The organism is Enterococcus sp. DIV2385, from assembly GCF_051711925.1.
GTDB lineage: Bacteria > Bacillota > Bacilli > Lactobacillales > Enterococcaceae > Enterococcus > Enterococcus faecalis.
In genome coordinates, this window is record NZ_JBIONV010000001.1 from 405,591 (window position 1) to 420,635 (window position 15,045).

General features: G+C 38.8%; 13 protein-coding genes. 11 read left to right on the top strand and 2 right to left on the bottom strand.

Annotation, left to right across the window (positions count from 1 at the left end; translation table 11 throughout):
* The first annotated feature begins 72 nt into the window (after positions 1 to 72).
* The 4 genes from IGM04_RS02055 to IGM04_RS02070 all read left to right on the top strand — a co-directional run bounded on the left by IGM04_RS02055 (position 73) and on the right by IGM04_RS02070 (position 4,492).
* Positions 73 to 1,722: a putative polysaccharide biosynthesis protein gene (locus tag IGM04_RS02055; protein ID WP_086317644.1), complete on the top strand. Its 1,650-nt coding sequence runs from the start codon at positions 73 to 75 to the stop codon at positions 1,720 to 1,722.
* Between the two features lie 108 nt (positions 1,723 to 1,830).
* Positions 1,831 to 2,565, top strand: a complete 735-nt coding sequence (locus IGM04_RS02060; protein WP_179189092.1) for a pseudouridine synthase — start codon at positions 1,831 to 1,833, stop codon at positions 2,563 to 2,565.
* A 133-nt stretch (positions 2,566 to 2,698) separates the two neighbouring features.
* Positions 2,699 to 4,114, top strand: a complete 1,416-nt coding sequence (gene pepV / locus IGM04_RS02065) for a dipeptidase PepV (RefSeq protein WP_010828537.1) — start codon at positions 2,699 to 2,701, stop codon at positions 4,112 to 4,114.
* A gap of 144 nt (positions 4,115 to 4,258) precedes the next feature.
* Positions 4,259 to 4,492 carry a hypothetical protein gene (locus IGM04_RS02070; RefSeq protein ID WP_002355504.1) on the top strand — a complete coding sequence of 78 codons (234 nt, stop codon included), beginning with the start codon at positions 4,259 to 4,261 and terminating at the stop codon, positions 4,490 to 4,492.
* A 163-nt stretch (positions 4,493 to 4,655) separates the two neighbouring features.
* Here the strand turns inward: IGM04_RS02070 and IGM04_RS02075 are convergent, their stop codons facing one another.
* The gene (locus tag IGM04_RS02075) at positions 4,656 to 5,675 is read right to left on the bottom strand and encodes an acyltransferase family protein (protein WP_002355505.1); all 1,020 of its coding nucleotides are present in this window, start codon (positions 5,673 to 5,675) and stop codon (positions 4,656 to 4,658) included.
* A 236-nt stretch (positions 5,676 to 5,911) separates the two neighbouring features.
* On the opposite strand from IGM04_RS02075, the gene IGM04_RS02080 reads away from it, so the two are divergent.
* From IGM04_RS02080 to IGM04_RS02100, 5 genes are all read left to right on the top strand, one after another.
* Positions 5,912 to 6,865, top strand: coding sequence for an ABC transporter ATP-binding protein (locus tag IGM04_RS02080; RefSeq protein WP_002358670.1), 954 nt, complete (start codon positions 5,912 to 5,914; stop codon positions 6,863 to 6,865).
* Positions 6,866 to 8,383, top strand: a complete 1,518-nt coding sequence (locus IGM04_RS02085; RefSeq protein ID WP_002355507.1) for an ABC transporter permease/substrate-binding protein — start codon at positions 6,866 to 6,868, stop codon at positions 8,381 to 8,383.
* A gap of 141 nt (positions 8,384 to 8,524) precedes the next feature.
* Positions 8,525 to 8,980 (top strand): arginine repressor, encoded by a 456-nt coding sequence (gene argR / locus IGM04_RS02090; RefSeq protein ID WP_002355509.1) that lies wholly within the window; start codon positions 8,525 to 8,527, stop codon positions 8,978 to 8,980.
* Between the two features lie 33 nt (positions 8,981 to 9,013).
* Positions 9,014 to 10,534 (top strand): phosphomannomutase/phosphoglucomutase, encoded by a 1,521-nt coding sequence (locus IGM04_RS02095; RefSeq protein WP_086317646.1) that lies wholly within the window; start codon positions 9,014 to 9,016, stop codon positions 10,532 to 10,534.
* 10 nt (positions 10,535 to 10,544) lie between these two features.
* Complete coding sequence (locus tag IGM04_RS02100; RefSeq protein ID WP_086317647.1) at positions 10,545 to 11,099, top strand: GNAT family N-acetyltransferase; 555 nt, start codon at positions 10,545 to 10,547, stop codon at positions 11,097 to 11,099.
* Positions 11,100 to 11,222: 123 nt separating this feature from the next.
* On the opposite strand, the gene IGM04_RS02105 is transcribed toward IGM04_RS02100, so the two are convergent.
* On the bottom strand, positions 11,223 to 12,086 hold the full coding sequence (locus IGM04_RS02105) for an RluA family pseudouridine synthase (protein WP_002364824.1): 864 nt from the start codon (positions 12,084 to 12,086) through the stop codon (positions 11,223 to 11,225).
* Between the two features lie 342 nt (positions 12,087 to 12,428).
* Here IGM04_RS02105 and IGM04_RS02110 point away from each other — a divergent pair, with 342 nt between their 5' ends.
* Complete coding sequence (locus IGM04_RS02110) at positions 12,429 to 14,615, top strand: PBP1A family penicillin-binding protein (protein WP_086317648.1); 2,187 nt, start codon at positions 12,429 to 12,431, stop codon at positions 14,613 to 14,615.
* 62 nt (positions 14,616 to 14,677) lie between these two features.
* A complete protein-coding gene (locus IGM04_RS02115) occupies positions 14,678 to 15,019 on the top strand; it encodes a YlbF family regulator (RefSeq protein ID WP_002355518.1) in 342 nt (113 codons plus the stop codon).
* Positions 15,020 to 15,045 lie beyond the last annotated feature (26 nt).

Genomic DNA, 15,045 nt, shown 5'->3' on the forward strand with positions numbered 1-15,045 from the left:
GAAAGTCGTTGCATATCCCAAGATGAACAATTAAAATAAAGAAAGCATACTCAAAGAATATTGGAGGACAAAATGATCAATCAACCAAATTCAGTTGATCAACCAATCCTGACGAACCAAGAAAAAATGGTCAAAGGCTCAGCTTGGATGACAGCTAGTAATATTATCTCCCGCATGTTAGGGGCGATTTACATCATCCCCTGGTACGCTTGGATGGGCGAGCACGGAAACGAAGCGAACAGTTTGTTTTCAATGGGGTATACGATTTATGCCTTATTCCTAATGATCTCTACCGCCGGAATTCCAGGTGCGATTGCCAAGCAGACCTCGCATTATAATTCATTGAACGAATATAAAATTAGTCGACAGCTTTTTTATCGTGCCTTACAACTAATGGGTGGCTTAGGTGTGGTTTTTGCTATTGTGATGTATTTGGCATCTCCGGCATTAGCAGCTTTGTCTGGCGGAGGACCTGAATTAGTTCCAACAATGCGTTCATTAAGTTTAGCCGTTTTAGTTTTCCCAAGCATGAGTGTCATTCGCGGTTATTTCCAAGGAAATCAAGAAATGATGCCCTTTGCTTTATCACAAATTGTTGAACAAGTAGCACGAGTTTTTTACATGTTATTAACTGCTTTTATTATCATGAAAGTCTTTGAAGGTAATTACGTTACAGCGGTGACCCAAGCCACTTTTGCGGCATTTATTGGGATGCTCGCAAGTTTTGCGGTTTTAGGTTATTACATGTACAAACAAAAACCATTATTTGATTATTTAGAAGAACACAGCGCCAATGAGCATGAGATTGCTCCAAAAGAGTTATTGAGTGAAACTTTTAAAGAGGCGATTCCTTTTATCGTAGTTGGCTCAGGGGTGACGGTCTTTAAACTTGTCGATCAGTTTACTTTCTCAAACTTTATGCGTTTGTTTACGGATTATTCAGATACCCAATTACGAGAGCTTTTCGGTATTTTTAATGCCAATCCGGACAAATTAACCATGATTGTCGTGGCTTTAGCGACTTCGATTTCGGCTACTGGATTACCGTTGATTACAGAAGCGGTCACCTTAAAAAATCACCGTGAGTTAGCGCGTTTGATTAGTAATAATTTACAACTTTTTGTGTTTGTAATGTTGCCAGCAACATTCGGTATGATTGTTTTAGCGCAACCACTATACACTGTTTTTTACATGCCAGATGCTTTAGGCACTTCTTTATTAGTGCAAGCTTGTTACGCTAGTTTATTCTTGGGCTTGTATATGTTAGTGTCAAATATGTTGATGGGGATGTATGAAAATCGTGACGCAATGCGTTATTTAGGAATTGGTTTAGCAGTGAAATTAATCGTGCAATTCCCCGCAATCCGTTTATTTGAAGTTTACGGTCCGTTATTAGCAACGATGATTGGCTTTACGGTTTCTTGCGTATTGATTCTAAGAAGAATTCGTCAAGTGACACGTTTTAATTACAAATTAACCTTACGGCGAACATTGTTAATGTTCTGTATTACAGTCATCATGATGATTATCGCTTTGATTTTCCGTCAGTTCTTGTATCTATTTTTAGATCCAACTAGACGTTTCCAAGCCTTCATTATCGTTGTAATTGTGGCTGCTGCAGGAGGCGCTTTTTATGGCTATTCGGTCTTGAAGATTCGCTTAGCTGATCGTTTATTAGGGAAAAATGCTGCAAAATTACGTGCAAAATTCAATATTAAATAATAGCTGATTGAACTCCTTTCAGCAGATTCTCTTAAGAGACAAGGCTTGAGACATCGATCGATTCGATTTATGTCCCAAGCTATTTTTTTAAAGGAAAGAGGAATGACGATGCGTTTAGATAAATTTTTAGCCGATGTTGGTATCGGTAGTCGTAAAGAAATCAAACAATTGTTAAAGAAAAAAGTCGTTACGGTGAATGGTGACGTCGTAAAAGAAGCCAAAACACAAGTAAATGAAGAAACAGATCAAATTGCCTTGATGGGAGAAATTCTTACGTATCAGAAATTCTTTTATTACATGTTGCATAAACCACAAGGTGTCATTTCTGCGACGGAAGATCAGCGAGATGAAACGGTAATTGACTTGTTAACTGATCAGGATTACCGTGCCGACTTGTTCCCAGTTGGTCGCTTGGATAAAGATACCGAAGGCTTGCTTCTGTTAACAAATGATGGCCAGTTAGCGCATCAATTATTATCACCCAAAAAGCATGTGGATAAAGAATATTTAGCTGAAGTTGAGGGACTTGTGACAGCGGAAGATTGTCAACTGTTTGCGCAAGGATTTGCCTTGAAAGATGGAGAAATGGTTAAACCAAGTCGCTTAGTCATTGAGACGATCAATGAGGAAGAAGGGACTTCCGTAGTCCGTTTAGTGATTCAAGAGGGAAAATTCCATCAAGTCAAACGGATGTTAGCCACTGTAGGCAAACCTGTGACGTATTTAAAACGATTACGAATGGGCGAACTATGGTTGGATGAAACGTTAGAACTAGGGGAATATCGGCCCTTAACAGAAGCCGAATTGCAACAACTACAACCTAAACAATCATGCCTCAATTAAAATAAACAAAAACCCAGCCCTTTCTGCGGAAAAGATAAAAAATTTCTCGAAAAATAGTGTCGGGTTTCTTTCTTTTTCTGCATAAAATGGTATGATTGACTATGTAGAACTTTATGAATAGGAGTGACAACAAATGACAATTGATTGGACAAAAGAAGTCGAAGCACGTAAAGACGACTTATTAGAAGATTTACAAAACTTATTACGGATCAACAGTGAACGTGATGATGCGCAAGCAACACCTGAAGCGCCCTTTGGACCTGGACCAGTTGCTGGCTTAAAACACATGTTAGCTTATGGTGAACGTGATGGCTTTACGGTGAAAAATGTCGACAATTACGCTGGACACATTGAATATGGTGAAGGCGACGAAACGTTAGGAATTTTTGGTCATATGGACGTTGTTCCTGCTGGTGATGGTTGGGAAACAGATCCTTATGAACCAGTCATTAAAGATGGCAAAATTTATGCACGTGGCGCGAGCGATGATAAAGGCCCAAGTATGGCTGCTTATTACGCAATGAAAATTATCAAAGAATTAAGCTTACCCGTGTCTAAAAAAATTCGTTTCGTAGTAGGAAGTGACGAAGAAAGCGGCTGGGGCGATATGGATTACTATTTCCAACATGAAGAAGCGCCAGACTTTGGTTTCTCACCAGATGCTGAGTTCCCTATTATCAATGGGGAAAAAGGAAATGTGACTATTCGTTTAACTTTCCGAGGCGGTAACGGCGCTGATTATAAATTAGAAAGCTTCAAATCTGGTTTACGTGAAAACATGGTTCCGGGAACAGCAGATGCTGTTGTAACGGCTGCTTCAGCAGACGAAGCGGCTTCACTAGCTGCTAGCTTTGAAACATTCATCAAACAAGAAGCAAAAATTTCAGGTAACGCAGAACTTTCAGATAAAACAGTGACTTTCCATGTAGTTGGTAAAGGTGCTCACGGGGCTAGCCCACAATCTGGAATTAACGCAGCGACTTTCTTGGCAACTTTCTTAAATGATTACAGCTTTGCAGAAGGCGCATATAGCTTTATTAATACCATTGCTGAATTTATTCATGAAGATTTTTATGGCGAAAAATTAGGTGTGGCTTTTGAAGACGAAAAAATGGGTAAATTGACAATGAACGCTGGGATTGTTAACTTTGATCCAGAAAATCCTGAAAATAGCTTAGTAACATTAAACTTCCGCTATCCAAAAGGAACTTCAGCAGAAGAATTACAAGCAAAAGTTCAAGCAACAGTCGGTGAAACGGTCACTGCAACACAAGGAGATCGCAACCAAGAACCGCATTATGTGCCAGTTGATGATCCATTGGTGGCAACGTTACTACAAGTTTACGAAGACCATACAGGCGAAAAAGGCCAAGAACAAATCATTGGTGGCGGTACTTATGGCCGCTTATTAAAACGTGGTGTTGCCTATGGCGCAATGTTCCCTGGCTACACAGACACAATGCACCAAGCCAACGAATTTATGGAATTAGATGACTTATTCCGAGCAGCTGCTATTTATGCAGATGCGATTTATCGTTTAGCGAAGTAAAGTAAAAAAGCTGTTTTCGATTTTCGAAAACAGCTTTTTTTTGCAATTTTTGCCTTTTAAAAACCCAAAATCAGAACCGTCAATTTACTGAAAATTTCTTGCAAATCAAAGGATCCCACGATACGATAAATAGGAGAAAACGCAATGAGTGAAACACTTATTGTTAACTATTTAATCAAAGGACGTGTGAAGATGAATGTAGAAGAATTAGTTCAAAAAGCAAAAGATTTAATTGGAGAAGGCAACGTGGAACATGCGCAACAATTCATTGAAGAACATAAAGATGAATTAGGCGAACACTATCATAAAATCACAGCGATGTTAGCTGATACAACGACCGATGGTTTGTTTGATAAAATTAAAGGATTGTTTCAATAGTTGAAAAAATCTGAGATAAAAGTGTTTAGCTCCAAGAACCAAGTAGGTACGATGATTTCATCTGTTCATGCTTCACAGTGAAACATTGCAACTCTCGCCGTTTAACAGTTTTTGAGCGTGGAGCAAAAATCCAAAGTGATTTTTGTCCCACGCTCTTCTTTTTTTATTTAACTTTTAACCATTGTTTTGGCAACACATACGCAATTGGATTAAAAAGATAATCCGCTCCCCGTTTCACCACAGGCATATTCGTAATAGCTAAAATGAAGAGGGCTAAGAAGAAAAGTGCCAAGATTCGGAAAGTAAACCATTCTTTAAAGAGTGTGTCTAATTGCAAACCACTTTCCAACAGAATAATTAAGGGCATATGCAAGAGATAAGGGTAGAGGGTATCTTTTCCGAGGGCGCTTAAAGGTAACTTTCGTTTCGGCAATAATGCAAACCAAGAAAGAGACACCAATGCTGCAGCAACGTAAAAGAACAGCTGAATGAAACTACTATATTCAAAGGCCGGACTAATTTCAGCGTAGGAAGCCCAACCAGTTAAGAAACCCCAAAATTTCGTTGCCAATGACCATTGACTATTTACAAATAAAAAGGAGCTTAAAATTACGCCTATCGCTGCCCATTTGACTTTGCGATGATCTAAAAAGGTTTGCAGCTTTTGAATATCCATTAAGTAGCCACAATAAAAGAAAGGGAAGAAGCCCAGAGTCCGTCCTAAAGACAAGAAACCTTCCACAGGCAAATAGCCTGAGGCGCAGCCGATAACAATGATGATTGGCAACATGATTTTCGGCTGAACGCGCTGAAGAAAGATGGTAATTAAGTAGAAACTTGCTAAGGAAAGTAAGTACCAAGGAACGCCCGTTTCGTTCAGTAAATCAAAATTCATTTTATTTGCAAAGGCGAAATTAGCAAGCGTAATCAACAACTTCGCTAAGAGATAAAGCCAAACAAAGGAAAGTAAGCGTAGATATTTTCGTTGTTTAATTGCATGTTTACTAAAGAGTCCAGAGACAAAAATAAAGGCTGGCATATGGAATGAATAGATCCAAAAGTTGATTGTTTCCATGAGTCGTGAAGGAGAAGCTTCACGATCTAAAATATGCCCAAAAATCACTAAGAAAATTAAAAAAAGTTTCACGTTGTCCCATTTATAAATTCGCTTGTCGTTTTCCATAACGATCACTCCTTTTAGTAAAAAACAGTTCACTTTTGTTTAAGGCAGAAGAGGACAATTTTTCCATTCATTGAGTAGATAATTGTAGATACGAACCGGCAGCCGTTAAATGAGCCCCCACATACTTGCGCTTAAAACAAAAAATTAGGCAGGATGTTAGTCTTAAATTATACTGAAAGAGTGACGATCCTCCAAAGATTTTGTTTATTAAGAAGTGAAAGATGCGGTGAAAATAAATGATAAAATTTCAAAATGTTTCAAAAGTATATCAAGAAAATGCTGTTTTGTCCGATGTGAATTTAACAATCCAACAAGGCGAATTTTTTGTATTAGTAGGGCCGAGTGGTAGTGGAAAAACGACGACTTTGAAAATGATTAATCGGCTCATTGAGCCAACGACAGGTGAAGTGGCTCTCAATGAACAAGCGGTAACCAATTATCCTTTACGTGAATTACGACTAAAAATTGGCTATGTTCTTCAGCAAATTGCCTTATTTCCTAACTTAACCGTGGCGGAAAATATTGAGTTGATTCCTGAAATGAAAAAATGGCCCAAAGAGCAACGCAGAGAGCGAACCATTGAACTATTGAAAAAAGTTCAGCTGGATCCTGAGGAATATCTGCATCGTAAGCCAGCAGCGCTTTCAGGAGGCGAACAACAACGTATCGGGATTTTACGCGCCATTGCAGCCGAACCAGAAGTGATTTTAATGGATGAACCTTTTAGCGCGCTAGATCCGATTTCAAGACATCATCTTCAACGTTTGGTGAAAGAACTTCATCAGGAATTAGCGAGTACCATTGTTTTTGTGACCCATGATATGAATGAAGCTTTACTGTTAGGAGAGCGCATCTGTATTATGGACGCTGGCAAAATTATTCAAGTCGATACGCCAGAAGCCATTCAAAAACATCCGAAAAATAATTTTGTCGGTCAATTTTTCAAACAATCTTCGCCAGAACTAGCGAACTATTGTGGCGCTGACTTGACTGCATTTTTAGAAGCCGCAGATGAGACGATTGAGCCAGTGCCGACTGTTTTCATGGAAACCAATTTAAAAGAGATTGTCCAACTCATTAATGCGCAAGAGAAAGCAAATTTAGTAGAAAAACAACAAGTTTTAGGGTGTATCACCTCAAAAACGATTACTCGTTTTATGGAACAGCTGTTGGAAAGCGAGGAACAGTAGATGCAAGCACTGATTGAAACTTTTTTCGCTCGAAAAGAAGAATATCTGCAAGCGTTAATCGAGCATATGCAATTGTCCTTTATCTCGTTATTATTCGCTGCGTTGATTGCAATTCCTTTAGCCATTTATTTAACAAGTCATCGTAAGTTAGCGGAAAGTCTGTTACAAGTGACTGGGATTTTCCAAACCATCCCTTCTTTAGCCTTGCTAGGCTTACTGATTCCGTTAATTGGTATTGGTCGACCACCGGCAATTGTTGCGCTAGTGATTTATGCCTTATTCCCAATTTTACAAAACACCTATACTGGTTTGACGGAAATTGATCCTTCGTTAGAAGAAGCCGCAGAAGCATTTGGGATGAGTAAAAAAGAAAAACTGTTTAAGTTTGAGTTACAAATGGCATTACCATTTATTATTTCTGGGATTCGAACGGCTACCGTTTTAATTATTGGTACGGCCACGTTGGCGGCGTTAATTGGAGCAGGCGGTTTAGGGACCTTCATTTTATTAGGAATTGATCGAAATAATTTATCGTTGATTTTTATTGGAGCTCTTTCATCAGCTGCACTAGCAGTCTTATTTAATTATGGAATTCATTGGTTGGAAAAAGCGAATGGGCGGCGACTAATCATTGGTGGTACTATTTTAGGCCTTTTGTTAGGTGGTTCATTTTTCTGGAATCAACAAACTTCTTCAAAGGAAAAACAGCTGACAATTGCTGGCAAATTAGGAGCGGAACCAGATATTATTATTAATATGTATAAAGCCTTAATTGAAGAAAATAGCGACATTCAGGTGACGTTAAAGCCAAACTTTGGCAAGACTACTTTTTTATATAATGCCTTGAAATCAGATGAAATCGATCTTTATCCGGAATTTACAGGAACAGTGATCGAAACCTTTTTAAAAAATCCTCCTCAGCTAGACAATCAACCTCAAGTAGTCTATGAAGCGGCACGCGCTGGCTTGAAAAAACAAGAAAACCTTACTTTGTTGAAACCGATGCGCTATGAAAATACGTATGCCGTCGCAGTTAAACGCTCATTTGCAAAAGCGCATCAATTAAAAACGATTAGTGATTTACAGAAAATTAGCAATCAGTTGAAAGCAGGTTTTACGTTAGAATTTATTGATCGGCAAGATGGTTATAAGGGATTACAAGAAAAATATCATTTAAATCTGAATGTCCAATCGATGGAACCGGCGTTACGCTATCAAGCGATTAATAATGGTGAGGTAAATGTGATTGATGCTTATTCAACGGATAGTGAATTGAGACAATACGATTTAGTAACGTTAGAAGATGATCAAGCGCTATTTCCGCCTTATCAAGGAGCACCACTTATTAAAACAGCAACGTTGGAAAAATATCCAGAATTAGCAGAAATATTGAATAAATTGGCAGGAAAAATTAGCGAAGAAGAAATGAGTGAAATGAATTATCAAGTCAATGTGGAAGGGCAAGATCCTAGCATAGTGGCGAAAGACTATTTAAAAGAAAAGAATCTTCTTAAATAAGTATTTTTTACTGAAAAAGACTGGTATATAAACATTTATCCAGTCTTTTTCAGATAAATAAAGAGTTTAATGTGAAAAGTACCTGTATTTTTACTCATTTTTGGATATAATAAAAGAAATGAATGGAGAGGAGTGGTCTATATGAAAAAAGCAGAACGTCAACGTTTGATTAAACAATTAATTATGCAACAAGAAATTGAAACACAAGATGAATTAATCACTCGTTTGGAAGAACTTGGCGTCCGAGCCACTCAAGCGACTGTTTCAAGAGATATCCGTGAAATGAGTATTGTTAAAACACATGGTGCAGATGGTCGTGTCAAATATGCAATTTTTTCTCAAGCACAAGGCACAAGCAGTGAAGAGAAATTACGAGAATCAGTAAAAGATTCAGTTGTTCGAATGGAGCGAGTACAATTTATTGTCATCTTGCATACAGAGATGGGGAATGCCGATGTGGTGAGTAACTTTTTAGATGAAGTAGCTTATCCAGAAGTGGCTGGTACAGTGGCTGGTGCGGATACGATTATTGTGATTACACGTTCAGAAGAGGATGCGGAACACTTTATCGAACGCATCGAAAATATGATTTTTTAAAATTGAAAGCATCAATAGAAGGGAGTTTTTTTCTTGGTAGAATTGAAAGCGCTACAAAACGGTTCGGATATTCGGGGAATTGCTTTGGATACGGAAGAGCAAACTGCAACATTAACCGCAACAGCAGTAGCCGAGATTGCGGTGGGCGTGGTTCGTTGGTTACAGGACAAAAAACAGCTGCCACGAAAGGCGCAACAGCGCCTGACAATTGCAATCGGACATGATAGTCGTCTAACGGCGGAGCCGATTAAGCAAGCATTAGTAGATACGTTTCTTTCATTAGGTATTCAGGTGATTGACGTTGGTTTAGCTACGACGCCTGCTATGTTTATGGCTACTCAATTTCCAACGCTTCAATGTGATGCAGCGATTATGATTACAGCTAGCCATTTGCCTTATTACTTTAATGGCTTGAAGTTCTTCACAGCAGAAGGTGGAGCAGAGAAAGAAGATATTCGGTATATTTTATCTCATACTGATCCGCTGACGGCCAATGAAAATGGCACACTGATGAAGCAAGAGTTACTGCCAATTTATGCGGAGCATTTGGTGGAAAAAATCCGCCAAGGAATTCATTCGCCAGAAGAGAAACCTTTACAGGGCTTTCGAATTATCGTTGATGCGGGTAATGGGGCTGGGGGCTTCTTTGCGGAGCAGGTTCTTCAAGTTTTGGGCGCTGATACGACGGGATCACAGTTTTTAGAACCAGATGGGCATTTTCCTAATCATGTACCTAATCCAGATAATTCTGAAGCAATGAAAAGTATTCAAACAGCTGTTTTAGCTAATCAGGCAGATTTGGGCATTATTTTTGATACAGATGTAGATCGTTCGGCCGTAGTGGACCAATCAGGTGAGGTACTAAACCGAAATAATTTAATTGCTGTTTTAGCGGCAATCGTTTTAAAAGAAGCGCCTGGTAGTTATATTGTGACAAATTCGCCAACCTCAAGTCATTTAAAAACATTTATTGAAGAAAAAGGCGGCCAACAGATTCGTTATATTTCTGGTTACCAAAATGTCATTAATAAAATGATTGAATTGAATCATGGGGGCTTTCAGACACCGTTAGCCATTGAAACCAGTGGTCATGCAGCGTTTCAAGAAAACTACAATCTGGATGATGGTGCATATGTCGTGGCAAAAATTTTAATGTTGTTACCAGAATTGAAACAAAACAATCAAACGTTAGGTGATCTGATTGCTACATTGAAGCAACCGGCAGAAACCAACGAATTTCGCTTCAAAATTACTGCGGAGGATGTTACTTGTTATGGGCAACAAGTCTTGCGAGACTTTGAATTGTTTGTAGAAAATCAAGCAGACTTTGCTGTGGACCGTGAAAACCAAGAAGGTGTTCGGGGAAACGTGTCTGGTCAATATGGCAGTGGGTGGTTTTTGCTACGCTTAAGTCTGCATGAACCGTTGCTTGTTCTTCAGGTAGAGAATGACCAAAGCGATAAAAATGCGTGTGTCATCGAAAAAATTGCCACTTTTTTACAAAAATACGAGGAAATAGATAGTCAGCAAATAGAAAATAATTTAGGAAATTAAAGGTGTTCTTATGGAAAATGTCTTAAAAGGAAAACACATTGGCTTTTCTCATTTTAGAGAAGAATATATCGAACATATTGCAAAACAGCAATGGGATAATGAATTGCTTCGACATTTGAGCTGGGATGCTTTACATCCGTGGGGGCTTGAAGAATGGAAAGATTTCACAATTAATAAAGGAGAAGATGATCGATTTCTATTTGCTATTTTAGAAAATACGACAGAGGAATTTATTGGTTGGGTTTCGTTGTCTGATGTACAGTTGAAAAATAGAGGGGCCAATTTAGGGATTGCTATTTTACAAAAAGAGCAACGTGGTCAAGGATATGGCTTTGAGGCGGTGTCTTTAATTTGTAAATTTGCTTTTTATGAATTGGGTTTGCACAAAATCAGATTAGCTGTCAATAGTAACAATCAAAAAGCGATTCAAGTTTATGAAAAAGTAGGCTTCAAAAAAGAAGGAATTGATAGAGAAGCGTTATTTCAAGATGGCCAATGGCTGGATATCTACAATTACGGAATTTTACAAAAAGAGTGGCTACAAATGATTAAGGCTGAGAGTTAGCTCAGGAACTGTTTAACACCAAGACACTAAGCAAACGCAGATATGCCGTTCTCAGCAGTGAATGTGCGGTAAAATAAAAAAGCAGAAGAAATCGGCGGTTACCGTCCGATTTCTTCTGTTTTTTTACCATAGGCCAGGCGCTGCAGTCACAACGATTTGTTTTTTTGTAAACGGATGGAGTAAATGAAGTTGTGAAGCATGGAGCATTAAACGAGCTGCCTGCGATTTTGGGTTGTATAACGGATCACCAATAATTGGATGCCCTTCGCTAGCTAAATGGACCCGAATTTGGTGCGTCCGACCTGTTTCTAAAACACAGGTAACTGCGGTTTGATTGTTAGAAAGAGCTTGGACCACTTGGACATGTGTAATCGCTGAATCCCCTTTTTGAGGATCAATCCGTCGTTTCCGGCGATCATGCCGATCACGACCAATTGGCTGATTGATTGTCTGTTCTTTTTGGTTAAAGTGACCAGCTACAATCGCTTGATATTGGCGGTAAATTTGTTTTGTTTCTAATAAACGCCCTAAAATAGGTAAGACAAAAGGATTTTTAGCAAAGACAATCGCACCACTGGTTTCTTTATCTAATCGATGAACGACATAAGGGACCTGATTTTTCTCAGCTAAATAGGCAGCAACATGATTTAACAAGGTGTCTGTTTCCTGTGGCTGATTTGGATGGGTTTTAATGCCATAAGGTTTATTTACAATCATTAAATGTTCGTCTTCATATAAAACCTTCACACGCGTTGCTTCCCCCAAATGAATAGTGGGACGCACATAATCGGTTTCTTCAAACGTTAAGGTGACACAATCGCCAGCTTGGACTGGAAAATGAAAAGCAGCTGTTTCTCCGTTGATTTTGACATTTTTTCGCGTGCGTAAAAAATGGCGCACTTTTCGAGGGACTAGCCACTCATTTTCTAATAGTTCTTTTACAGTCATTGTTGAAAAATTTTCAGGTAATCTCATTGAATATTCCACCAAATCCCACCTTTCACTGATTCGCTATTTAGTGTAACAAAGCTACTCAAAAGGTCAAGTCAGAACGGAAAAAAAGCTGAAATTTGTTAGAAAGGCAGTTCCTTGAGAGATTCTTAAACAAATTTACATAAAAAACGAAGAAAAGCATGATAGAATAGAGGCTAAATAAAGACTCGTTTCTAAACGTAAGCAATTATTTACCTCTAGTGAAGGCCATATTTCCTTTGCTATAGCGAAAAGACCATTGAAATTGTTTTTCAAGAATTTTTCATGCTTTAGACCTAGGTCGTACCCACAAGAATATGGTAGACTTAGCCAAGAAACGTAAACAGAGGGAGTACTATGGACAATCTTAAACAATTTTTTAGTAAAGTCGGTGTCGGATTACGTCATTTTTGGACGTGGATAAAGCCTTATTTAATACAATTCCATCAAGCCAGAAAGCGGATTTGGAAAAAGTATCAAATCAATAAAATTTTCTTGTTAATTGGTTTGGTAGTCGCTTTAGGTGCCAGTATTTATTTATTTTACTTAGCCAAGTCCGCAAACGTTGAGACCCTAAAATCGGGGCTAAGTGAATCAACACGCGTTTATGATGAATCAGGAAAAGAAGTCGGAAAGTTATTCGGGCAAAAAGGGACTTTTGTGGAACTGGATAATATTTCTCCTTATATTCAAGATGCGGTTATTTCAACTGAAGATCGCGGGTTTTATCAACATAAAGGGTATTCCATCAAAGGGATTGCCCGTGCGGTTGTTGGAAAATTGACCTTTGGGAAAATCGGTGGCGGTGGTGGCGGAAGTACAATTACGCAGCAATTAGCCAAAAATGCTTACTTAACGCAAGAGCAAACGTTAGATAGGAAAGCCAGAGAATTATTCTTAGCGATTGAAATCGAAAAGAAATATTCGAAAAAAGATATCTTAGCAATGTATTTAAATAATTCTTATTTTGGTAATGGTGTCTGGGGCGTGCAAGATGCAGCTCGTAAATACTTTGGCGTGGATGCGTCCCAAGTTACAGTGGGGGAAGCCGCAACGCTAGCGGGCATGTTAAAAGGGCCAGGAATCTATAACCCAATTGATTACATTGACAATGCCACAGCGCGACGGAATACCGTTTTACAACTTATGGTCGACAATAAAAAACTGTCTCAAGAAGAAGCCAATCAAGAAGCGAGTGTTAACTTAGCGAGTCTATTAAATGACACCTATGTTGGCGACGAAAATAGTTACAAATATCCATATTATTTTGATGCGGTAATTGATGAAGCGGTCAATCGTTATAAATTTAAAGAAGAAGATATTTTAAATAAAGGCTACAAGATTTACACTTCTTTAAATCAGGAGTATCAAGATGCGATGGATGCAACTTATAAAAATGATGCACTATTTCCACCCAATGCAGAAGACGGTGCCATGGTTCAAAGTGGCTCTGTAGCTATTGATCCGAAAACCGGCGGCGTGCAAGCACTGGTGGGCGGTCGAGGGGAACACGTTTATCGAGGCTTTAACTTTGCAACGCAAACAAAACGTTCACCAGGCTCGTCCTTAAAACCAATTTCAGTCTATACACCAGCTTTAGAGGCTGGCTATAAACCAGACTCTATTTTAGAAGATAAACCACAAGATTATTATCCAGCGCAAAACTATAGCCGCACGTACAGTGGAGAAGTTCCTATGTATCAAGCCTTAGGAGAAAGCTTAAATTTACCAGCGGTGTGGTTATTACATCAAATTGGTTTAGATAAAGGCTATGAAAAAACAGAGAAATTTGGCATTCCATTATCGGAAAAAGATCGATATTATGGTTTAGCACTTGGGGGATTACAAACGGGTGTTTCGCCACTAACCATGGCGGGAGCTTATAGTGCCTTTGCCAATGAAGGCTATAAAACTGAAACGCATTTAATTACAAAAATCGTCGACTCAACTGGCGCAATTGTAGTTGATAATACGAAAGTCAAGAAAGAGCAAGTCATTACCAAAGATGTTGCAGATGGGATTACAAGTATGCTACTAGGGGTCTTTAGTTCTGGGAGCGGGGTCAACGCACAACCAGCAGGCTACGTAATGGCTGGTAAAACAGGTACGACAGAAACCAACTTCGATAGTAGTAAAACGAACGATCAGTGGGTGATTGGTTATACACCAGAAGTTGTCATTGCTACTTGGTTAGGCTTCCAAGAAACCAGTAAAACCCATTATTTGGAAGGCAGTAGCGCTACGTATGCCTCACAAGTGTTCAACAGTCAAGCCAGTGGCATCTTGCCACAAGTCAAACAAGCACAATTTCCTGTCGCGGATGCTTATGCCACAGGTGGGAAAGTTGTTGATAGCAACGATAGTTTAACCGGTGGTGCCAATTCTAATTGGCGGGATAACTTAAAAGACTTTGGAAACTCTGTTCAAGATGGCGCTAGCAATTTCGGAGATACATTGAATGAAGTTGGGGGACAAATTAAAGACGGCGCGAAAAAAGTCAAAGACAAGATTGAAGGAATTTTCGGAGGCTTATTAGGAAATTAGTTGGGAAAACCTAAGAGAAATGGTACAATAAAGATGAAACTATTGAGAAAAGAGGGATTCCATTGAGTAACATTTATGATACAGCCAATCAGATTGAACGTGAACTACGTGAGTTAGACGAATTTAAAGCATTACAAGCAGCGTATGAAGAAGTAAAAGCAGACGAAGCAGCTTACACATTGTTTAAAGAATTCCAAGGATTCCAACAAGGACTTCAAGAAAAACAAATGCGCGGCGAAGAATTCACGGATGAAGATGCTGAAAAAGCACAAAGCATTGCAACGAAAGTGCAAGAAACAGCAGTTATCAACGAATTAATGCAAAAAGAACAAGCGTTTAGCTTAGTTGTCAATGATTTAAACCGAATTATCATGACTCCTGTGCGTGATATGTATAACGATTAATTTACGTAATTGAACTCTGACAAGTT

Bases quoted from the DNA above. Each gene is read 5' to 3' on its own strand.
- IGM04_RS02100 (WP_086317647.1), top strand. From the start codon at position 10,545: ATGGAAAATGTCTTAAAAGGAAAACACATTGGCTTTTCTCATTTTAGA.
- IGM04_RS02055 (WP_086317644.1), top strand. From the start codon at position 73: ATGATCAATCAACCAAATTCAGTTGATCAACCAATCCTGACGAACCAA.
- IGM04_RS02080 (WP_002358670.1), top strand. From the start codon at position 5,912: ATGATAAAATTTCAAAATGTTTCAAAAGTATATCAAGAAAATGCTGTT.
- IGM04_RS02075 (WP_002355505.1), bottom strand. From the start codon at position 5,675: ATGGAAAACGACAAGCGAATTTATAAATGGGACAACGTGAAACTTTTT.
- pepV (WP_010828537.1), top strand. From the start codon at position 2,699: ATGACAATTGATTGGACAAAAGAAGTCGAAGCACGTAAAGACGACTTA.
- argR (WP_002355509.1), top strand. From the start codon at position 8,525: ATGAAAAAAGCAGAACGTCAACGTTTGATTAAACAATTAATTATGCAA.
- IGM04_RS02085 (WP_002355507.1), top strand. From the start codon at position 6,866: ATGCAAGCACTGATTGAAACTTTTTTCGCTCGAAAAGAAGAATATCTG.
- IGM04_RS02070 (WP_002355504.1), top strand. From the start codon at position 4,259: ATGAGTGAAACACTTATTGTTAACTATTTAATCAAAGGACGTGTGAAG.
- IGM04_RS02060 (WP_179189092.1), top strand. From the start codon at position 1,831: ATGCGTTTAGATAAATTTTTAGCCGATGTTGGTATCGGTAGTCGTAAA.
- IGM04_RS02110 (WP_086317648.1), top strand. From the start codon at position 12,429: ATGGACAATCTTAAACAATTTTTTAGTAAAGTCGGTGTCGGATTACGT.